Here is a 19,771-nt window from a genome sequence, read left to right on the forward strand (position 1 = left end):
GTCACCCCCCATTCACTGGCCGTGTTTCCCCTTGCCTCAGCGGGAAAACGACAGGCAATTGAACTGAACCCCGCCCTTCCAATCAATTAACCCGTTAAAGGAACAACATGAATCGAACTGTAAAACGCCTGACCTCCATCGCAGGCCTCGCCTGCGCGGGTGCACTGTCCATGACGAGCCTGGTCCAGGCCCAGCAGGTCTATCCCACGGTGGATGCCAAGCTCAAGCCCACCGCTGACGCCTTCTACACCTCGCCCACCAGTGCAGAGTTGGCCGCCCAGGCTCCTGGCAACGTGCTGCGCTACCGCGCACTGCCTGCCGCTTCTCTGGGCACCAGCCTCAAGGAAGGCTGGCAGCTGATGTACCGCTCGACGAACACCAAGGACCAGCCCGTGGCCATGGTGACCACGATCCTGATCCCCAAGGCCGCGCCTGCCACCGGTCGCAAGTTGCTGTCTTACCAATCGTTCTACGACAGCCTCACGCTGGACTGCTCGCCTTCGGGCCAGGCCACGTCCAACACCCTGCTGGAAAAGACCTTCTTCCAGTCGGCGCTGAACAAGGGCTACGTCGTGACCATGGCCGACTATGAAGGCCTTGAGTCGCAGTGGATCGTCGCCAAGAACAGCGGCCAGGGCGTGCTCGACGGCATCCGTGCCACATTGAAGTTCCCCAAGAGCGGCCTGAATGCGTCGACGCCTGTGGGCATGTTGGGTTACTCTGGCGGCGGTTTTGCTACGGCTTGGGCCGCTGAACTGGCCAATGGTTATGCGCCCGATCTGAAGATCATCGGTGCGGCCCAAGGCGGCTTGCCCGTCAACCCCATCAACGTGGCCAAGAAGGTTGACGGCACGTTCTGGGCTGGTGCTTACCTGGGTGCAGTCGTGGGCTTGTCACGCGGCTACCCCGAGATCAAGGTCGAGGACTACGCCACCCCAGTGGGCATCGAGGCCATCAAGGACATTGGCACACGCTGCCTGACCGGTTCGCCCAATCTGCTGACGGCCTACGCCTACAAGAAGGGTTCTGACCTGTTGAAGGATCCCAACTTCTTGAACCTGCCCCTGATGCAGGCCATCAACCGTGAAAACACCATGGGCCAGTACGCACCCAAAATCCCACTGCACATCTTTGAAAGCGTCGGCGATCAACTGATGCCCATTGCGGACGTTGACAACTTGGTGGCCTACTACTGCGCCAATGGGGCCAAGGTGCAATACAAGCCTGTCTCTGGCACCGACCACGTGCTCGGCGCCTTGGGCTTGAGCGGTGGTTTGAACTACCTGCTGGACCGTTTCGACGGCAAGGTGGCGCCGAACAACTGCAAGTAAGGCGTTCTTTCTCTGGCGAAGGCCCGCGCGATGTCGCGGGCCTTCGTGTTTCTGGGCCATGGAAACTTGCGCCCAGGGACCGTCTAAACTTCTGAGATCTCAATCTCTGGAGGACGGCCATGCACCGTGGCAGTTGCCTTTGCGGAGGCGTCACTTTCACCGTGTCCGGCGAACTGCCGCCCATCCAGGTCTGCCACTGCGGCCAATGCCGCCGTGCGCAAGGCACGCCCTTTGTCACCAACATCCCTGTGGATGAGGCACAGGTGGATTGGCTGTCGGGCATCAGCCTGATCCAGCGCTACGAGTCATCGCCTGGCAAATACCGCTGTTTCTGCAAGACGTGTGGTTCGCCCTTGTTCAGCCAGCGCACCTCGCTGCCAGGGGTGTTGCGCTTGCGGGTGGGCACGCTGCAGGGGCATGTCAAAACCAAAATCGGCTTTCACATTTTTGACGCGTCCAAGGCCAATTGGTGGACGGCGCAAGACGATGTGCAGGCCCCGCGGTATGAGGCGAACGGACCAGCCGTTTGAATGAGGGGCTAGGCGCCTGCCAATTGCCGCGCCATCTGGTTGTGTCGCTCCACCAGCTTCCCCTGGTCCACGTTCATCAATTGCCCATGGTCGGTCACCACCCGTCCATTGACGATGGTCCAGGCCGTCGTCTGGCCATGGCACATCAGCAGCGAGGCCAGCGGGTCATGCACCGCGCTGCCCGCCATGCCCAAGGTGCGCAGGTCAAAGATGGCCAGGTCGGCGGCATGGCCAGGTGCAATCTGGCCGATGTCATCAGAGCGGCCCAGCACTTGGGCGCCGCCACGGGTAGCCAGGCGCAAGGCATCACGCGCGCTCATGCTGGCGGGTCCGTGATCGCAGCCAAAAGGTTCGAGGCTGCGGCCCACGCGGGCCAGCAGCATGGCTTGCCGCGCTTCGGCCATCAGGTGGCCGGCGTCATTGCTGGCCGAGCCATCCACGCCCAGGCCCACCTTCACACCCGCGTCCAACATGCGCCTCACGGGCGCGATGCCCGAGGCCAGTCGCATGTTGCTGCAAGGGCAGTGCGCCACGCCGGTGCCGGTGGCGGCAAAGCGGGTGATGCCGTGGTCGTCGAGTTTCACGCAGTGGGCGTGCCACACATCGGCGCCCAGCCAGCCCAGGGATTCGGCGTACTGCGTGGGTGTGAGCTTGAAGCGTTCCAGGCTGTAGGCCACGTCGTGGTCGTTTTCGGCCAGGTGGGTGTGCAGGCGCACGCCTTGTTTGAAACTTCGCGCCAGCAATGCTGATTCGCGCATCAGATCGGGGCTGACCGAGAAGGGTGAGCAGGGTGCCAGTGCCACGCGCACCATCGCATGGCGGCGGGTGTCGTGGAAGGTTTCGACCAGGCGGCGAGAGTCACGCAGGATGTTGTCTTCGCGTTCGACCAGGTGGTCGGGTGGCAGGCCGCCATCGCTCTCGCCCACGCTCATGCTGCCTCGGCTGGCGTGGAAGCGCATGCCGATTTCTTGCGCGGCGGCGATGCTGTCGTCAAGCCTCACGCCATTGGGGTAGATGTAGAGGTGGTCACTGCTGGTGGTGCAGCCGCTGTGCAGCAACTCTGCCATGGCCACCTGGGTGGACACGTGCACCATGTCTGGCGTCAGGCCTGCCCAGATGGGGTAGAGCGTGCGCAGCCAGCCGAACAGCTCGGCGTTCTGCGCAGCAGGAATGGCCCGAGTCAGGCTCTGGAACATGTGGTGGTGCGTGTTCACCAGGCCAGGGATGACGATGTGGCCGCGTGCGTCGATGGTTTGCGTGGCCTGGGCCAGAAGATCAGGGGGCAAGTCTGCCGTGGGGCCGACGGCGACGATCTCGCTGCCTTTGATCAGCACGCTGGCCTGGTGCCACTCGGTCCCAGCGTCGTCCATGGTGGCAACGCACTCGGCGTCCTTGATGAGCAGCACGGGTCAGTCCTGGTGGGGTGGTGCAGTTTGTTGCAGCAGTTGTGCGAGCACGGCGATGGCGATGATGGCGGGTTCTTTGCCGTTCACACCGGGCAGGCCGATGGGGCAGGTCAGGCGGTTCAGCGTTTGCGGCGGGATGCCGTGTTCGGTCAGCCGGTGCAGGAACCTGGCACGCTTGGTTTGCGAGCCGATCAGGCCGGCAAAGCTGAAGTCGCCACGGCGCAGCACGGCGTCGATGATGCGCAGGTCCAGGTCATGGCGGTGGGTCAGCACCAAGTGGCAGGCGTTGGTGGGCGCGTCAAGCACTTCCAGCTCGGCGGCTTCGGTGTCCAGCCACTGAATGTGCGGTGGTAGCTTGGCCAGCATCTCCGGGCTGGGCAGGCCGGGTTGCTCGGCGTTGGGCAGGCTGGCGTCTTCGGCGCGTTCATCGATCCAGCGCACGGTGCAGTCCAGGTCCACCAGGAGGCGCACGATGGCTTGGCCCACATGGCCAGCGCCATGCAGTTCCAGGTGAAAGCGGGGAGGGGTCAGGGACCAGTTGGCGAGGGTGTCGTCGTTCAAAGGCGCGAAGCGCAAGGTCACCACACCCCCGCAGCATTGGCCCAACGTGGGGCCGAGCGGGAAGGTCCGCGACCAGGGCGCCGTCGCTTGGGTACTCTCTTTCAGGGCATGGCGGGCCAAGTCAATGGCCTGCCATTCCAGGTGGCCGCCGCCAATGGTGCCGTCCACCTTGGTGCCGGACACCAGCATGCGCGTGCCGGTGCCGCGCGGGGTTGAGCCTTTGATCTCGTCCACCGAAACGACCAGGGCATGGTGCCCCGCCAACCGCCATTGCTCGGCGGTGCGTCGCAGTGCCCGGGCGCTCAGGCTGTTCATGGCGTTCAGACCAATGCGGCCTTGACGGCATCGACCGCGTCAAGGATGGCCTCGGGTGTGGCGGGCGCGCGCAAGGGTGGGTCGATGCGGTGGTGGCCCACGCTGGAGACCGCATCCCGAATCGCCAAAAACACCGAGAACGGCAGCAGCAAGGGCGGCTCACCCACGGCCTTGGAGCCATGAATGGTGTCTTCCACGTTGATGTTGTCGAACAGCTTGACGCGGAAATCGGCCGGGCAGTCGCTGGCGGTGGGGATCTTGTAGGTCGAGGGCGCGTGCGTCATCAGGCGGCCCGTTTGCGGGTGCCAGTAGAGCTCTTCGCTGGTCAACCAACCCATGCCCTGGATGAAGCCGCCTTCGATCTGGCCGATGTCCACGGCCGGGTTGATGGACTGGCCCACGTCGTGCAGCACGTCGGCGCGCAGCAGCTTCCATTCGCCGGTCAGAGTGTCGACCAGCACTTCGCTCACGGCCGCGCCATAGGCGAAGTAGAAGAAGGGACGGCCCTGCATGGTGGTGCGATCCCAGTGCAGTTTGGGCGTGGTGTAGAAGCCGTCGGACCACAGTTGGACGCGGGCAAAGTAGGCCTCGCTGATGACTTGCTCGAAGGGCAGTGTCTGATCGCCGATCTCCACATGGTCATCGGCGAAGCGCACCGCATCCGGCGCCATGCCTTCGCGCTCGGCCAGGAATTCTGTCAGCCGCTCGATGATTTGCCGCGCGGCATCGGCGGCGGCTTTGCCGTTCAGGTCGGACCCGGTGGAGGCGGCGGTGGCCGAGGTGTTGACCACCTTGGCCGTGTCCGTGGCGGTGACGCGCACTCGGCCCATGCTGACGCCCAGGGTGTGCGCCACCATCTGCGCCACCTTGGTGTTCAGGCCTTGCCCCATCTCGGTGCCGCCGTGGTTCACCAGCACGCTGCCATCGGTGTAGATGTGTACCAGGGCACCGGCCTGGTTCAGGTGCACCACGTTGAAGGAGATGCCGAACTTGAGCGGCGTCAGGGCCAGGCCTTTCTTCAACACCGGGCTGCTGGCATTGAAGTCTTCCGAAGACTGGCGGCGCGCGCGGTAGTCGCTGCTGGCCACCAGCTCGTCGATCAAGGACCGCAGCACATTGTCTTCAACGGTCTGGCCATAGGGCGTGACGTTGTTCTCTTGCAGGCCATAGAGGTTGGCCAAGCGCACGTCCAGCGCATCCAGCTTGAGCTTGCGGGCGATGCTGTCCAGCGCTACCTCCACCGCCAGAGCGCCTTGTGGTCCACCAAAGCCTCGGAAAGCGGTGTTGCTTTGCGTGTTGGTGCGCGCGCAATAGCCATGCATGTCCACGTCGGGCAGCCAGTAGGCATTGTCGAAGTGGCACAGGGCACGCGTCATCACGGGTGGCGACAGGTCGGCCGAATAGCCTGCGCGCGAGACCATGTCCACCCGGGCGGCCAGGATGCGGCCCTGCTCGTCGTGGCCGATCTCGTAGTCGTGGATGAAGCAGTGGCGGCGGCCGGTGATCATGAAGTCGTCGTCGCGGTCCACGCGCAGCTTGACCGGGCGCTTGAGCTTTTGAGCCGCGATCGCCGCGATGCAGGCGAACACGGCCGACTGCGATTCCTTGCCGCCAAAGCCGCCACCCATGCGTCGGCATTCCACCTGGATGTGGTGCGAATGCAGGTTCAGCGCTTGCGCGATGTGGTGCTGCATTTCGCTGGGGTGCTGCGTGGAACAGTGCACCAACATGCCCTGGTTCTCGCGCGGGATGGCGTATGAGATCTGGCCTTCCAGGTAGAACTGTTCCTGGCCGCCCAGGTAGAAGCGTTCTTTCAAGCGGTGTGGGGCTTTGGCCATCGCGCCAGCCGCATCGCCACGCGTGAGGTGCATGGGCGGCACCACGTAAGACTGGGCCGCGTGGGCCGCTTCGATGGTCAGCAGCGAGGGCAGGGCTTCGACCTGGATGACGTCTTTGGCGCGGGCGGCGGCGCGGCGGGCCGATTCCCGGTCGGTGGCGATGACGGCAAACACCGGGTGGCCCAGGAAGTGCACTTCGCCATCGGCCAGGATGGGTTCGTCGTGGATGATGGCGCCGCAATCGTTTTTGCCGGGCACGTCTTGGGCGGTCAGCACCGCGACCACGCCGGGCATGGCCTGGAGGGTGCCAAGGTCGATGCCGATCAAACGGCCATGCGCCACAGGCGACAGGCCTAAGGCGCAGTGCAGCGTGCCAGCCAGCTCGGGCAGGTCGTCGATGTAGGGCGCGGCACCGGCCACGTGCAGGTGGGCCGATTCGTGCGGCAGTGATTGGCCAGCGGCCGAAGCAGTGTTGATCATGCGGGCCATACCTGCACCTTCTCGGCGGTGAGTGCGTGCTCTGGTCGGGTTTCAAGCCAGAAACGTTCCAGCAGGTTGGCGGCCACGCGCGACCGGTAGCTGTCGCTGGCGCGCAGGTCGGTCATGGGCTTGAAGTCTTGGGCCAAAGCAGCCTGTGCGCGTCGCAAGGTGGCTTCGGTCCAGGCTTGGCCGACCAGGGCGGCCTCCGTCAAGGCCGCGCGCTTGGCGGTGGCGGCCATGCCGCCCCACGCCAGCCGAGCCTCGGCGATCACGCCGCCGTCGATGCGCAACATCATTCCTGCACACACGGCGGAGATGTCGCTGTCGCGGCGCTTGGAGATTTTGTAGCCCCGCACGATGTCATCGGTTTGGGGCAAGGGGATGTGCATGGACTGCAGGAACTCGCCGGGTTCCAGCGCGTTCTTCATGTAGTCCAGGTAAAAGGCCGACAAGGGCAGGGTGCGTTGCCAGTCGCCTTTGCGCAAGGTGACCTCGGCGTTCAGGGCCAGCAGCATGGGCGCGCTGTCGCCGATGGGCGAGCCGTTGGCAATGTTGCCACCCAGGGTGCCCGCGTGGCGCACCGGCGGCGACGCAAAGCGCAGCCAGACCTCGCGCAGGGCGGGCACGCGCTGCACGATGGCGGCCCAGGCGTCTTCCAGCGAAGCGCCGGCGCCGATGGTCAGCCCGGTGCTGGAGGCGGCGATGGTTTTCAACTCCTTGACGCGGCCCAGGTACAGGATGTCGCCCAAAGGCTTCATCTGCTTGGTGACCCACAGGCCCACGTCGGTGCTGCCCGCCAGCAGCCTCGCTTGGGGCATTTTTTGGCGCCAGTGGGCCAGCTCGTTCAAGGTGGCCGGTGCGACGAAGCGGACTCGCTGTGCAGGGTTGGTGGCCTCGGGCGCTTCGTGCAAGAAGGTCTCGTCGGATGCGGTCAGCGCCTTCAAGGCCGCCAGCGCTGGGGTCGGGTCGAACACCACGCGCGGCGCTTCGAACATCTTTTGTCCCGCGTCCAGGATGGGGCGGTAGCCGGTGCAGCGGCACAGGTTGCCGGACAGCGCATCGGCCAAGTCTTGGCGTGGCAGAGCCTGCACCTGGTCTTCATAGACCTGCCACAAGGACATCACGAAGCCCGGCGTGCAGAAGCCGCATTGCGAGCCGTGGCAATCGACCATGGCCTGCTGGCAAGGGTGCAGTTGGCCACCATTCATGCCCTGCAAATCCTCAACTGTGAAGAGCGCCCGGCCATTCAGCGTTGGCAAAAACTGGATGCACGAGTTGACCGTGGTCTTGGTGAGCGTCTGGCCTGACTCGTCGACCTCGCCAACGACCACGGTGCAAGCGCCGCAGTCGCCCTCGGCACAGCCTTCCTTGGTGCCGGTGCAGTGGGCCTGTTCACGCAGCCATTGCAGCACGGTGGTGGTGGGCGGCAGCCCCTCGACGGTGTGAATCTGCCCTTGGTGGAAAAAGCGAATCGGACGGGGTGTCGGGTCGCTCATGGTGACTCCTGGAGCAGCAAAAAGCATTGAAAGGCGCACCCCGCTGAATGGGGATCCCGCATCAGAGGGTACTGCGATTGGGCTTTGCCGCTATACCATCATGATCATAATAACTATCTGCCGCTGCACATGAGCAAGGACGCTGTTTTCGACAAGATCGACCTTTCCCTCATCCGGGTCCTACACACTGTGATCACTGAGTGCAGCGTTTCCAAGGCCGCCCTTCGCCTTCAATCAAGCCAGCCCGCCGTCAGCACCCAGCTGAAGCGGCTGCGCGAGCTCACGGGTGACCCGCTTTTGGTGCGATGTGGCCAGGCCATGGCACCCACCGATGTGGCCTTGAGCCTGCTGGAGCCCGCCTCGGCCATCCTGCAGCACGCGCAGAGCATGTTCGGCCACAAGAATTCGGTGCGCGACTTCGATCCTGCCAGCACCACGCTGACCTTCCGGATCGCGGCCACCGACTACCTCGACCCATTTTTCCTGCCCGAACTCACCCTGAGGCTGCGCCGCCTGGCGCCCAACATCAAGGTCGACGTGGTGCAGTTGACGGCCGAGCTGGACCACCGACGCAGCCTGGCGCGCGGCGAAGTGGACCTGGTGATCGGCAATTGGCTGGAGCCCTCTGACGAACTGCACCTGGGCCGCTTGCTGACCGATGAGGTGGTTTGCCTCGTGTCAGAAGACCACCCCGCCGCGCGCTTGCCCAAGGAAGGCAAACGCGCCTGGTCCATCGAGCAATACCTGGCGGCCGAGCACGTGTCGCCACCAGCCTTGCACCCCGGCGCCGTGGGAGTCATTGATGAGCGCTTGGCCATGCAGGGCTTGCGCCGGAACATCGTGGTGCGCAATCCGCACTTTGCCCAACTGCCTTACATGGTGGCAGGCTCCTTGCTGGTGTTGACCACGGGGCGCCGCTTCTGTGAGCGTTACGCGCAACAGTTGCGCGTCAAGATCATCCGGTGCCCTGTGCCGTTCCCCGCCATGAACTACTATCAGTTGTGGCACGATCTCACGCACCATTCAGCGGCCAGCCGCTGGTTGCGAGAGCAAGTGCGCGACGTGGTGCGTGGTCTGCACCAGGTTCGCCCTCCTTTGCGTGCCGAGACCTTGCCCGTGATGGGTTCTTCGGCCAAACAGTGAGCTTTCATGCCTGATCCCCGATTGAATCCTGCCCACGGCCAAGCCGCCCAGACCCGACGGGTGTTGCGCGGTGATCTGCTGGATTTCACCGCCGACCCAGGCTTTGCCTTGCCGGACGAAGCACCCGGTGTGCGCTGGCGAGCCGACCACGTTCTGCTGATCGAAGGTGAGCGCATCGCGGCCATCCAGCCCGCCAGCCAGCCGATGCCGCAAGACTGGGCCGATGTGCCGGTGACGGATCACCGGGGTCAATTGATCCTGCCGGGTTTCATCGACACCCACGTGCATTGCCCGCAACTGGACGTGATCGCCAGCTATGGTGCCGAGCTGCTCGATTGGCTCAACACCTACACCTTCCCGGCCGAGCGCCGCTATGTGGATCCACTGGTGGCCCGCGAAGGCGCCGAGCGTTTTCTGAACGCTCTGTGGGCCCACGGCACGACCAGTGCGGTGGTGTTCCCCACGGTGCACAAAGTCAGCGCCGAAGCCCTGTTCGACATGGCCAGTGCGCGCCACATGCGCCTGATCACCGGCAAGGTCTTGATGGACCGCCACGCGCCCGAAGGCTTGCTGGACGACGTGGACCAGGCCGAGAAAGACTGCGTCGACCTGATCGACCGCTTCCATGGCAAGGATCGCCAGGCTTTTGCCGTGACCGTGCGCTTCGCGCCCACCAGCACCCCCGAGCAACTGACCATGGCGGGCCGCCTGTGCCAGGCCTACGCGGGCACCTACATGCAGACCCACGTGGCCGAGAACCGCGACGAGGTGCGCTGGGTGAGTGAGCTGTTCCCCACCGCGCGCAGCTACCTGGACGTGTACGACCGCGACGGCCTGATTGGCCCGCGCGCCGTGCTGGCCCACGGCATCTGGCTGGATGCCAACGACCGCGCGGTCTTGAAGGCGCACGGTGCGCAGATCGCGCACAGCCCCTCGTCCAACCTCTTCCTGGGCAGCGGTTTGTTCAACTGGCTTGAAGCCGAGCGCGAAGGCGTGAACGTGAGCCTGGCCAGTGACGTGGGCGGTGGCACCAGCCTGTCCATGCTGCGCAACATCGCCGATGCCTACAAGATCCAGGCCTTGCAAGGCGTGCGCCTGTCCGCGTGGAAGGCCTTGTACACCTGCACCTTGGGTGCGGCCAGCCACCTCGGCCTGGCCGATGAAATCGGCCGTCTGGAGCCCGGGTGCATGGCCGATGTGGTGGTGTGGAATGTGGCCAAAGGGCCGGTGGCCGAGCACCGCGATGAGGTCGCTCAGCAACGCCTGGCCCGCGTTTTGCACGAGCATTTGCACGAGCGCATCTTTGCCTGGGTGACCATGGGCGATGAACGCAATCTGGTCAGCACCTATGTGGCGGGCCAATGCGTGCATCAGGCCGCGTCGGTCGCTCAGGCCGCAGTTCAATAACGCGCCCAGGCGCTTTTTATGTCGTACCGCCTAGAACTCAAGAACATCACCAAGCAGTACCCTGCGGTGCGGGCCAATGACGATGTCAGCCTGCACGTCCTGCCAGGCGAGATCCACGCTGTGCTGGGCGAGAACGGCGCTGGCAAATCCACCTTGATGAAGATCATCTTCGGCGCGGTCAAACCCGACGCTGGCGAGATCTACTTCAATGATGCCTTGGTGCAGGTGCGCTCGCCACAAGAAGCGCGCGCGCTGGGCATCAGCATGGTGTTCCAGCACTTCTCGCTGTTCGACACACTTACCGCCGCCGAAAATGTCTGGCTCGGGCTGGACAAAAAATGGACATTGCCCGAGGTGATCGAGCGCATCCAGGCCGTCTCAAGCGACTATGGCTTGGAGGTCGATCCCTGGCGCCCAGTGCACACCTTGAGCGTGGGCGAGCGCCAGCGGGTCGAGATCGTGCGCGCCTTGCTGACGAATCCGCAATTGCTGATCCTTGACGAGCCGACCTCGGTGCTGACGCCGCAAGCCGTTGAAAAGCTTTTCGTCACCTTGCGCCAACTGGCCGAGCGCGGTTGCTCCATCCTGTACATCAGCCACAAGCTGGACGAGATCCGCGCGCTGTGCCACCGCTGCACCGTGCTGCGTGGCGGCAAGGTCACGGGCGAGGTCGATCCTCGTCAAGAGACCAATGCCAGCTTGTCTCGTTTGATGATTGGCTCCGAGCCGCCGCAGCTCAAGCGCGTGGCGCCGGTGCTGGGGGCCACGGCCTTGGTGGTCAAGAACTTGAACCTCGCCAAGCAAGACCCATTTGGCGTGAACTTGCAAGACATCTGCCTGCAAGTGCAGGCTGGCGAGATCGTTGGCATCGCGGGGGTGTCGGGCAATGGCCAGCAAGCCCTGATGGCGGCCTTGAGCGGCGAAGACCCTCGCACCACGCCAGGCATGGTCACGCTGTTTGGGCGTGATGTCAGCGGGGAATCTCCACGCGAACGGCGCCGGTGGGGGCTGCACAGCGTGCCCGAAGAGCGCCTGGGCCGGGGTGCCGTGCCCGTGATGTCGCTGGCGCAGAACACGCTGTTAACGCGCACCGATGCCGTCGGCTTTGGCGGTTGGTTGCGCTTGCAGGGCACCCACGGCATGGCATCCGAGCTGATCAGCCGCTTCAAGGTCAAGGCCGGGGGCTCGAACGCGGCGGCCAAGAGCCTGTCGGGGGGCAATCTGCAAAAGTTCATCATGGGCCGCGAGATCGATGCCTCGCCCAAGCTGCTGCTGGTGTCCCAGCCCACCTGGGGCGTGGACGTGGGAGCGGCCGCGCAGATCCGTGGCGAGTTGTTGAAGCTGCGTGACGCGGGTTGCGCGCTGCTGATCGTCAGCGAGGAGTTGGACGAATTGTTTGAAGTCAGCGATCGATTGATGGTGATGGCCCAAGGGCGCCTGTCGCCCAGCATTGACGCGGGCCAGGCCACGGTCGAACAGATCGGCATCTGGATGAGCGGCTTGTGGGAGGGCGCCCATGTTCAAGCTTGAAGCACGCGCCCAGCCCTCCAGGCTGCTGATGGTGGGCTCGCCCGTCATCGCCTTGTTGATCACGGTGCTGGTGGGATCGCTCCTGTTCGTGGCCTTGGGCAAGAACCCGGTCGATGGTTTGCGGATGTTTTTTTTCGAGCCGATCAAGAGCGTCTATTCGCTGACCGAGCTGACCATCAAGGCCACGCCCCTGGTGCTGATCGCGTTGGGTTTGGCCGTGTGTTTTCGCGCCAACCTGTGGAACATCGGGGCCGAAGGCCAATTCGTGCTGGGCGCCATCTGCGGTGGCTGGGTGGCCATGCAAGCCACGCCCGACACCGGGCGCTGGATCGTGGCGGCGGTGCTGCTGGCGGGCATGCTGGGCGGCATGGTTTGGGCGGGCATCGTGGCCTTGCTGCGCGACCGCTTCAACGCCAGCGAGATTTTGGTGAGCCTGATGCTGGTCTACGTGGCCGAGATGCTGCTGAGCTACCTGGTCTACGGCCCCTGGAAAGACCCGCAGGGCTACAACTTTCCGCAAACGATCACCTTCCTGGATCCGGCCCGCATCCCCAAAATCGTCAGCGGTTTCCGCATGAACATTGGCGTCTACATCGCCTTGGCGGCGGTGGTGGCGTTCACCATTTTCCTGTCGCGCACTTACGCCGGGTTTCAGTTGCAGGTGGGCGGTCTGGCCCCGGCGGCGGCGCGCTATGCGGGCTTTTCGTCGCGCCGCGCCTTGTGGACCGGGCTGTTGATTTCGGGCGGCATGGCCGGTCTGGCGGGCGCGCTTGACGCGGCGGGGCCGCAAGGCCAGCTCACGCCCTTCGTGCCCATGGGCTATGGCTTCGCCGCCATCATCGTGGCTTTCGTGGGGCGGCTCAACCCGGTCGGCATCGTGTTCTCGGCCCTGTTGATGAGCATGTTCTACATCGGCGGCGAACTGGCCCAATCGCGCCTGGGCCTGCCCAAGGCGCTGACCGGCGTCTTCCAGGGCCTGTTGCTGTTCTGCCTGCTGGCCTGCGACACCTTCATCCATCAACGCTTGCGCTGGGTTTCCAAATGAGCGTCTTCACCCCTGACTCGCTGGCCTTGCTGCTGGCCGCCACGTTGAACGCGGGCACCGTGCTGGGGCTGGCGGCCATGGGGTTGTTGATCAACGAACGCTCCGGCGTGGTCAACCTGGGGGCCGAAGGCCTGATGCTGGTGGCCGCCATCGCCGGTTTTGCCACGGGTGTGAACACCGGCAGCGACACCCTGGCCTTCATGGCGGGAGCGGCCGCCGGGGCTTTGCTGGCCGCCGTGTTCGGCGTGCTGGTGATCTGGCTCAACACCAACCAGTACGCCACCGGCCTGGCGCTCAGCCTGTTCGGGGCGGGCTTGTCGGCCTTTGCGGGCATTCGCTACACGCAAGAAAAACTGCCCGAGCGGCCCAACTTCGCCATCCCCTACCTGTCAGACATCCCGTTCGTGGGGCCCGCCTTGTTCAAGCAGCACCCGCTGGTGTACCTGGCCATTGCCTTCACGGCGGCCCTGGCCTGGTTCCTTTATCGTTCACGGGCAGGCCTGATCCTGCGCGCCGTGGGCGAGTCGCCGGAATCAGCGCATGCCTTGGGCTACCCCGTTCGCCGCATTCGCCTGATGGCGGTGATGGGCGGAGGTGCGCTGTGCGGTTTGGCGGGGGCTTACCTGTCGGTGGTTTACACCCCGCTGTGGGTCGAGGGCATGGTGGCCGGCAAGGGCTGGATCGCCCTGGCGCTGACCACCTTCGCCACCTGGCGCCCGGCCCGCGTCTTGCTGGGTGCTTACCTGTTCGGCGGCGTGACCATGCTGCAGTTTCAGCTGCAAGGGCAGGGCATTCAGATTCCCAGCCAGTGGCTGACGATGCTGCCTTACCTGGCCACCATCGTGGTGCTGGTGCTGATCTCCCGCAATCCGACGTGGATACGCGTCAACATGCCCGCGTCCTTGGGCAAGCCCTTCCATCCAGGCAGCTGACAAGGCATCATCGCCCCTGGCTGTCGGTTTCATCAGTTGTTTTGATTTGTCCACCCTGGAGATGACATGACTCGACCATTGACCAAACGTTCATTGTTGAAAGCGGCTGGCTGGGCCAGCATTGCCGCCACCGCCGCCCTGGTGGGTTGCGGCAAGAAGGATGAAGCCGCGCCCGACGCCGCTTCTGCCGCGTCCACCCCTGAGGCGACCGCCTCCGTGGCTGCCGCACCTGCGCCCCCCCTGAACATCGCCTTTGCCTATGTGGGCCCCGTGGGTGATGCGGGCTGGACCTACGCCCACGACCAGGGCCGTCTGGCGGTAGAGAAAGAGTTCGGCGACAAGGTCAAGACCACGTTCGTGGAAAAAGTGCCCGAAGGCCCAGATGCCGAGCGTGTGCTGCGCGACATGGTCGGCCAGGGCAACAAGCTGATCTTCGGCACCACCTTTGGCTACATGGAACCCATGCTCAAGGTGGCGGCCGACCACAAGGACGTCAAGTTCGAACATGGCACCGGCTACAAGACGGCCGAAAACATGCGCACTTACGATTCGCGCACCTATGAAGGCGCCTACATGGCGGGCGTGATCGCGGGCGGCATGACCAAGTCCAACACCCTGGGCGTGGTCGGCTCCATCCCCATCCCCGAGGTAATCCGCAACATCAATGCCTTCACCCTGGGCGCGCAAAGCGTGAACCCCAAGGTCAAGACCAAAGTGGTCTGGATCAACAACTGGTTTGATCCTCCGAAGGAAACCGAAGGCGCGCAAAGCCTGATCAACCAGGGCGCCGACGTGCTGTTCCAGAACACCGACTCCAGCGCGGTGCTGCAAACGGCCGAGAAGGCGGGCAAGTACGCCTTTGGCTGGGATTCGGACATGAGCAAGTTCGGCCCCAAAGCTCACCTTGGTTCGGCCATCATCAACTGGGCGCCTTACTACATCAAGGCCACCAAGGATGCACTGGAAGGCACCTGGACGACCGGCGGCGTGTGGTGGGGCGTGAAGGAAGGCGCGATTGACCTGGTGTCCGTGTCTGACGCGGTGCCCGCTGACCTGAAGGCCAAGGTGGACACGGTCAAGGCAGGCTTGAAGGACGGCAGCTTCGTCATCTGGAAGGGCCCCATCGTGGGCCAGGATGGCAAGGAAGTGCTGGCCAAAGACGCCGTGGCCGATGACAAGTTCCTGGGCGGCATCAACTTCTACGTCAAGGGTGTGGATGGCGCGGTGCCTTCCAGCAAGTGATTTTTTGACCGAGAGTGACTGACCGATGAGCGCCATGACCATTGCACCCAACCGCTTGCCCGAACTGCTGCAAGCGATGCCCAAGGCGGAGTTGCACATTCACATCGAGGGCTCGCTTGAGCCCGAGTTGATCTTCGCCCTGGCGCAGCGCAATGGCGTGGCGCTCTCTTACCCCAGCGTCGAGGCCCTGCGCGCGGCCTACGCTTTCACCGATCTGCAAACCTTCCTGGACATCTATTACGCGGGTGCTTCAGTGCTGCTCAAGGAAGACGATTTTCACGACATGGCCTGGGCCTACCTGCTCAAGGCGCAAGCCGAGAACGTGCTGCACACCGAGTTGTTTTTTGACCCGCAAACCCACACCGACCGGGGCGTGCCCTTCGAGGTGGTGATCAAAGGCCTGGACCGTGCCTGCCAGCGCGCCAAGATTGAGCTGGGCGTCAGCGCCACCTTGATCATGTGCTTCCTGCGGCACCTGCCTGAAGAGGCCGCCATCAAAACCCTGGATGAAGCCTTGCCCTGGCGCAAGCTGATCGTAGGCGTCGGCCTGGATTCCAGCGAACGCGGCCATCCGCCCGAAAAATTCGCCCGGGTGTTCGCCCGTTGCCGCGACTTGGGTTTGCACGTGGTGGCCCACGCGGGCGAAGAAGGCCCACCGGCCTACATCATCAGCGCATTGGACGTGCTCAAGGTTGAGCGCATCGACCACGGCGTGCGCTGCGTGGAAGACCCGGCGCTGGTGCAGCGCCTCGTCAAAGAGGGCATGCCCCTGACCGTGTGCCCGCTCTCCAACGTCAAGCTGTGCGTGTTCAGTAGCCTGGACCAGCACAACCTCAAGTCCATGCTCGACCTGGGCCTGAAGGTGACCATCAATTCAGATGACCCGGCCTACTTTGGCGGCTACCTGAACCAGAACTACCTGGAAACCTTTGCCGCGCTGAACCTGGACGCCTCGGCCGCCTACACCCTGGCGCGCAACAGCTTCGAGGCCAGCTTTGCCTCCAACGAAGACAAGGCGGGCTGGATCGCGAAGCTGGACCAGACCTTCGAGCGCTTCGCCGCCTGACTGAGGCCTCATTCGGTGAGCTTGTGCCATTGTCGCGGCACGAACTGCACCGATGCCAGCAGTGCTAAAACCAGCGCCAGTGGCACGGTGGATACATAGCCCACGTGCTTGAAGCCCAGCGCGCCCACCACGCTGCCCACCATGAATGAGCCGGTCAAAGCCAGCAGGATGCGCAGCTTCCGAGCGTTCACCTGGACCTTGCCCAGAGCAGGGTGGGGCGTTGAGCCGTTCCAATAGGCCAGCTTGCCCAGTTCGATCCCGATGTCGGTGACCAGGCCGGTGACGTGCGTGGTGCGGATCTCGGCGTTCGACACCTTGGTCACCATGGCGTTCTGCAGCCCCATCACGAAACACAGCAGCGCGATGGTCAACGACACCTCCAGCGTCATGGACAGGCTGAGCCGTTCACCCATCAGGCCAAAGACCAGCAACAAGCCCGCCTCGATCATCAAGGGCAGGGCGTACTCGCTGCGGCCGCCCCTGCGCCGTGCCCAGTTGATGAGGATGGCCGAAGTGGCTGCCCCCAGCAAAAAGGCCACCAAGGCCTCCAGCCCGGCGATGACCAGGTCCAACTTGCCCAGCGCCAGGTGATCGGCCATGCCCGAGACCATGCCCGTCATGTGCGAGGTGTATTGCCCCACAGCCAGAAACCCCCCCGCGTTGATGGCCCCCGCCACGAAGGCCAACGAAACACCCAGGTGGAGGTTGCTTTGCTGCGTGCGTTCGGGAGCGGTGAGGCCTTGCAAATACTTGATCGGCATGACAAAGGGCGGGGGCATTCGGCTTGAGTTCTAATGATCCTTCAATTTTGGAAGTAAAACGGATTCACATGGCGATCAATTCAGCGGTGTCGTCCGTGCCCGCCTGGCGCTGGGCCCTCAAGCAAACTTGGCGCGACATGCGCTCGGGCAGCCTCCGCCTGCTGCTGGTGGCCGTGGTGCTGGCCGTCACGGCCTTGTCCGCCGTGGGTTTTTTTGCCGACCGCATCGAGCAGGGCCTGGTGCGCGATGCCGCACAACTGCTGGCCGCCGATGCCTTGGTGGTGGCCGACCAACCGATGCCGTCGGCATTGGCCAGCGAAGCGCAAAAGCTGGGTTTGAGGCAGGCCACTACCGCGGCCTTTCCCAGCATGGCCCGCGCGCCGGATGAGCGGGGCGGCGACAGCAAGCTGGTGGCCTTGAAAGCCGTCAGCGAAGCGTACCCTTTGCGCGGCCAGATCACTCTGGGCCGCCTGATTGCCGACGGCTCGGTGGCGCCCTCGGGCAAAGCGCCTTTGGGAGGGCCGCCCGCCGGGCAGGCCTGGGTGGATGCGTCTTTGCTCCCCGTGCTGAACCTGCGGGTGGGCGACCAGCTCTGGTTGGGCGATGCGTCCTTTCTGATCGCTTCGGTCATTGCCATTGAGCCCGATCGGGGCGCCGGCTTCATGAGCTTTTCACCGCGCGTGATGATCCGCCAGTCCGACCTGGCCGCCACCCAGCTGGTTCAACCCGCCAGCCGCGTCACTTACCGCTTGCTGGTGGCTGGGCCTGCCCGGGCTGGTGATGCTGGCGTTGGGGCCAGCAACAGCAAGTCCGCTGCGGCCAACACCTCTGCCAAGGCCGTGCAATCCTTCGTCACAGCCGCCGAACAGCAATCCAGAACCACCCGGGGCCTGCGCGTGGAGACCCTGGACCAGGGCCGCCCCGAAATGCGCGCCACCCTGGACCGCGCCGGCCTTTTTCTGCGCCTGGTGGCCTTGTTGGCAGCCTTGCTGTCGGCCGTGGCTGTGGCTCTGGTCTCGCGAGATTTTGCCCAGCGGCGCCTGGACGACTGCGCCATGCTGCGCGTCCTGGGCGTGCCGCAAAATCAAATGGCACTGACCTATGGGCTCCAGTTCCTGATCGTCGGCCTGGTGGCCAGCATCATTGGGCTGGCATTGGGCTGGGGCTTTCATCAGGTGTTCGTGGTGCTGCTGTCCGAGTTGGTGCCCGTGGCTTTGCCCGCGCCCAGCATCTGGCCTGTGGTCCTGGGGCTGGGCGTGGGCGTCGTGCTCACTCTGGGCTTTGGCCTGCCGCCGGTCTTGCAACTGGCCCGTGTGCCGCCGCTGCGCGTGCTGCGCCGCGATGTGGGCGAACTGAAAGGCGCATCGGTGATGGCCGTGGGCGCGGGCGGGTTAGCGCTGCTGGCCTTGTTGATGATGGTGGCGCGTGACGTCAAGCTGGGCGCGATCGCGCTGGGTGGCGTCGCGGTCGCCGTGCTGGCCTTTGCGGCCCTCAGTGCCCTGGCGGTGTTCATCCTTCAGTGGCTGCTGAACAAGCTCAGCGGCGTGGCCCCCCCCTGGTTGGTGCTGGCCACCCGGCAGCTCACCGCCCAACCAGGTCAGACCGTGGTGCAGGTGTGTGCACTGGCCATTGGCCTGCTGGCGCTGGTGTTGCTGGTTCTGCTGCGCACGGACCTCATCGCCAGTTGGCGGGCGGCCACGCCAGTCGATGCCCCCAATCGCTTCGTCATCAACATCCAGCCGGACCAGACTGAACCCTTCAAGGCTCAATTGCAAAAAGCCGGCGTCAAGCAGTTCGATTGGTACCCCATGATCCGGGGCCGCCTGGTGGCGATCAACGGCAAAACCGTCAAGCCCGAGGACTACACCGATGACCGGGCCCAGCGCCTGGCCGACCGCGAGTTCAACCTCAGTTATTCAGCCCAACAACCCGCCTACAACCCAGTGGTCGCCGGCAGGTACCAGCCGAACGAAAAGGGCGCCTTGAGCGTGGAAGAGGGCCTTGCCAAGACCCTGGGCCTGCACCTGAACGACCAACTCACCTTCGACATCGGCGGTGTTCAGCACGCGGCCCGCATCACCAGCCTGCGCAAGGTGGACTGGGCCTCCATGCGGGTCAACTTCTTCGTGATGGCCCCCATGGCGTCGATGCCCGAATGGCCGGCCACTTTCATCACCTCGTTCCGCGCGCCGCCGGATGGCAAGCTCGACCGCATCCTGGTGCAGTCCTTCCCCAGCGTCACGGTGGTGGATGTGTCGGCCACCCTGGCGCAGATCAACCGGATCATGGACCAGGTCATCGCAGCGGTCGAGTTCCTGTTCGCCTTCACCTTGGCGGCGGGCCTGATCGTGCTGATGGCGGGTTTGTTGACGTCGCGTGAGCGCCGGGCCAAGGACTGGGCCGTGCTCAAGGCCCTGGGGGCGTCACAGCGCATGCTGGCCAAAGTGCAGCGGGTCGAGTTGCTGGGAGTGGGGGCCTTGGCCGGAGCCTTGGCGTCAAGCGCGGCGCTGTGCGTCGGCTGGGCGCTGGCCCGCTGGGTGTTCGAGTTCGATTGGAACGCGCCGCTGTGGTGGCCCTTGGTGGGCGCGGCCGTGGGGGCCTTGCTGGCGGCGCTGGCCGGCTGGTGGAGCCTGCGAGGTGTGTTGGAGCAGCCCGTCGTCAATACCTTGCGGCGGGCTGCCCAGTGAA

At 64.4% G+C, this 19,771-nt stretch carries 15 protein-coding genes; 10 read left to right on the top strand and 5 right to left on the bottom strand.

What is annotated here, in order from left to right:
- Nucleotides 1-107 precede the first annotated feature (107 nt).
- Both PSV38_RS05460 and PSV38_RS05465 read left to right on the top strand, forming a co-directional pair.
- The gene (locus PSV38_RS05460; RefSeq protein ID WP_300545711.1) at nt 108-1,331 is read left to right on the top strand and encodes a lipase family protein; all 1,224 of its coding nucleotides are present in this window, start codon (nt 108-110) and stop codon (nt 1,329-1,331) included.
- A gap of 119 nt (nt 1,332-1,450) precedes the next feature.
- The gene (locus tag PSV38_RS05465) at nt 1,451-1,861 is read left to right on the top strand and encodes a GFA family protein (protein WP_300545713.1); all 411 of its coding nucleotides are present in this window, start codon (nt 1,451-1,453) and stop codon (nt 1,859-1,861) included.
- A gap of 8 nt (nt 1,862-1,869) precedes the next feature.
- On the opposite strand, the gene PSV38_RS05470 is transcribed toward PSV38_RS05465, so the two are convergent.
- From PSV38_RS05470 to xdhA, 4 genes are read right to left on the bottom strand one after another with little or no spacing between them, the layout of a single operon-like run.
- Nucleotides 1,870-3,267, bottom strand: coding sequence for an 8-oxoguanine deaminase (locus PSV38_RS05470; RefSeq protein WP_300545715.1), 1,398 nt, complete (start codon nt 3,265-3,267; stop codon nt 1,870-1,872).
- A gap of 3 nt (nt 3,268-3,270) precedes the next feature.
- A complete protein-coding gene (xdhC, locus tag PSV38_RS05475; RefSeq protein ID WP_300545717.1) occupies nt 3,271-4,143 on the bottom strand; it encodes a xanthine dehydrogenase accessory protein XdhC in 873 nt (290 codons plus the stop codon).
- Nucleotides 4,144-4,148: 5 nt separating this feature from the next.
- The gene (xdhB, locus tag PSV38_RS05480) at nt 4,149-6,461 is read right to left on the bottom strand and encodes a xanthine dehydrogenase molybdopterin binding subunit (RefSeq protein ID WP_366526641.1); all 2,313 of its coding nucleotides are present in this window, start codon (nt 6,459-6,461) and stop codon (nt 4,149-4,151) included.
- Nucleotides 6,458-7,957, bottom strand: coding sequence for a xanthine dehydrogenase small subunit (gene xdhA / locus PSV38_RS05485; RefSeq protein WP_300545722.1), 1,500 nt, complete (start codon nt 7,955-7,957; stop codon nt 6,458-6,460). The genes xdhB and xdhA overlap by 4 nt, the downstream gene beginning before the upstream one ends.
- Nucleotides 7,958-8,086: 129 nt before the next feature.
- On the opposite strand from xdhA, the gene PSV38_RS05490 reads away from it, so the two are divergent.
- The 7 genes from PSV38_RS05490 to PSV38_RS05520 all read left to right on the top strand — a co-directional run bounded on the left by PSV38_RS05490 (nt 8,087) and on the right by PSV38_RS05520 (nt 16,322).
- On the top strand, nt 8,087-9,100 hold the full coding sequence (locus PSV38_RS05490; RefSeq protein ID WP_300545724.1) for a LysR family transcriptional regulator: 1,014 nt from the start codon (nt 8,087-8,089) through the stop codon (nt 9,098-9,100).
- A gap of 6 nt (nt 9,101-9,106) precedes the next feature.
- Nucleotides 9,107-10,507, top strand: coding sequence for a guanine deaminase (gene guaD, locus PSV38_RS05495; protein ID WP_300545726.1), 1,401 nt, complete (start codon nt 9,107-9,109; stop codon nt 10,505-10,507).
- 18 nt (nt 10,508-10,525) lie between these two features.
- Nucleotides 10,526-12,037: an ABC transporter ATP-binding protein gene (locus tag PSV38_RS05500; protein ID WP_300545728.1), complete on the top strand. Its 1,512-nt coding sequence runs from the start codon at nt 10,526-10,528 to the stop codon at nt 12,035-12,037.
- Complete coding sequence (locus PSV38_RS05505; RefSeq protein WP_300545730.1) at nt 12,024-13,082, top strand: ABC transporter permease; 1,059 nt, start codon at nt 12,024-12,026, stop codon at nt 13,080-13,082. The genes PSV38_RS05500 and PSV38_RS05505 overlap by 14 nt, the downstream gene beginning before the upstream one ends.
- Nucleotides 13,079-14,014 (top strand): ABC transporter permease, encoded by a 936-nt coding sequence (locus PSV38_RS05510; protein WP_300545733.1) that lies wholly within the window; start codon nt 13,079-13,081, stop codon nt 14,012-14,014. Before PSV38_RS05505 ends, PSV38_RS05510 begins: the two co-directional genes overlap by 4 nt.
- Nucleotides 14,015-14,080: 66 nt before the next feature.
- Nucleotides 14,081-15,256: a BMP family ABC transporter substrate-binding protein gene (locus tag PSV38_RS05515; protein WP_300545736.1), complete on the top strand. Its 1,176-nt coding sequence runs from the start codon at nt 14,081-14,083 to the stop codon at nt 15,254-15,256.
- Between the two features lie 25 nt (nt 15,257-15,281).
- A complete protein-coding gene (locus PSV38_RS05520) occupies nt 15,282-16,322 on the top strand; it encodes an adenosine deaminase (RefSeq protein WP_300545738.1) in 1,041 nt (346 codons plus the stop codon).
- Nucleotides 16,323-16,330: 8 nt separating this feature from the next.
- Here PSV38_RS05520 and PSV38_RS05525 read toward each other — a convergent pair whose 3' ends face one another.
- The gene (locus PSV38_RS05525; RefSeq protein WP_300546031.1) at nt 16,331-17,083 is read right to left on the bottom strand and encodes a YoaK family protein; all 753 of its coding nucleotides are present in this window, start codon (nt 17,081-17,083) and stop codon (nt 16,331-16,333) included.
- A 68-nt stretch (nt 17,084-17,151) separates the two neighbouring features.
- Here PSV38_RS05525 and PSV38_RS05530 point away from each other — a divergent pair, with 68 nt between their 5' ends.
- A complete protein-coding gene (locus PSV38_RS05530; protein WP_300545740.1) occupies nt 17,152-19,770 on the top strand; it encodes an FtsX-like permease family protein in 2,619 nt (872 codons plus the stop codon).
- Nucleotide 19,771: the final 1 nt, after the last annotated feature.

Origin of the sequence: Aquabacterium sp., assembly GCF_029946005.1 — a bacterium.
In the GTDB taxonomy this organism is placed as follows: domain Bacteria; phylum Pseudomonadota; class Gammaproteobacteria; order Burkholderiales; family Burkholderiaceae_C; genus Aquabacterium.

Excerpts from the sequence above, each read along its gene's own strand:
- PSV38_RS05460 (WP_300545711.1), top strand. The coding sequence starts at position 108 with ATGAATCGAACTGTAAAACGCCTGACCTCCATCGCAGGCCTCGCCTGC.
- PSV38_RS05465 (WP_300545713.1), top strand. The coding sequence starts at position 1,451 with ATGCACCGTGGCAGTTGCCTTTGCGGAGGCGTCACTTTCACCGTGTCC.
- xdhC (WP_300545717.1), bottom strand. The coding sequence starts at position 4,143 with ATGAACAGCCTGAGCGCCCGGGCACTGCGACGCACCGCCGAGCAATGG.
- xdhB (WP_366526641.1), bottom strand. The coding sequence starts at position 6,461 with ATGATCAACACTGCTTCGGCCGCTGGCCAATCACTGCCGCACGAATCG.
- xdhA (WP_300545722.1), bottom strand. The coding sequence starts at position 7,957 with ATGAGCGACCCGACACCCCGTCCGATTCGCTTTTTCCACCAAGGGCAG.
- PSV38_RS05490 (WP_300545724.1), top strand. The coding sequence starts at position 8,087 with ATGAGCAAGGACGCTGTTTTCGACAAGATCGACCTTTCCCTCATCCGG.
- guaD (WP_300545726.1), top strand. The coding sequence starts at position 9,107 with ATGCCTGATCCCCGATTGAATCCTGCCCACGGCCAAGCCGCCCAGACC.
- PSV38_RS05500 (WP_300545728.1), top strand. The coding sequence starts at position 10,526 with ATGTCGTACCGCCTAGAACTCAAGAACATCACCAAGCAGTACCCTGCG.
- PSV38_RS05505 (WP_300545730.1), top strand. The coding sequence starts at position 12,024 with ATGTTCAAGCTTGAAGCACGCGCCCAGCCCTCCAGGCTGCTGATGGTG.
- PSV38_RS05510 (WP_300545733.1), top strand. The coding sequence starts at position 13,079 with ATGAGCGTCTTCACCCCTGACTCGCTGGCCTTGCTGCTGGCCGCCACG.
- PSV38_RS05515 (WP_300545736.1), top strand. The coding sequence starts at position 14,081 with ATGACTCGACCATTGACCAAACGTTCATTGTTGAAAGCGGCTGGCTGG.
- PSV38_RS05520 (WP_300545738.1), top strand. The coding sequence starts at position 15,282 with ATGAGCGCCATGACCATTGCACCCAACCGCTTGCCCGAACTGCTGCAA.
- PSV38_RS05525 (WP_300546031.1), bottom strand. The coding sequence starts at position 17,083 with ATGCCGATCAAGTATTTGCAAGGCCTCACCGCTCCCGAACGCACGCAG.
- PSV38_RS05530 (WP_300545740.1), top strand. The coding sequence starts at position 17,152 with ATGGCGATCAATTCAGCGGTGTCGTCCGTGCCCGCCTGGCGCTGGGCC.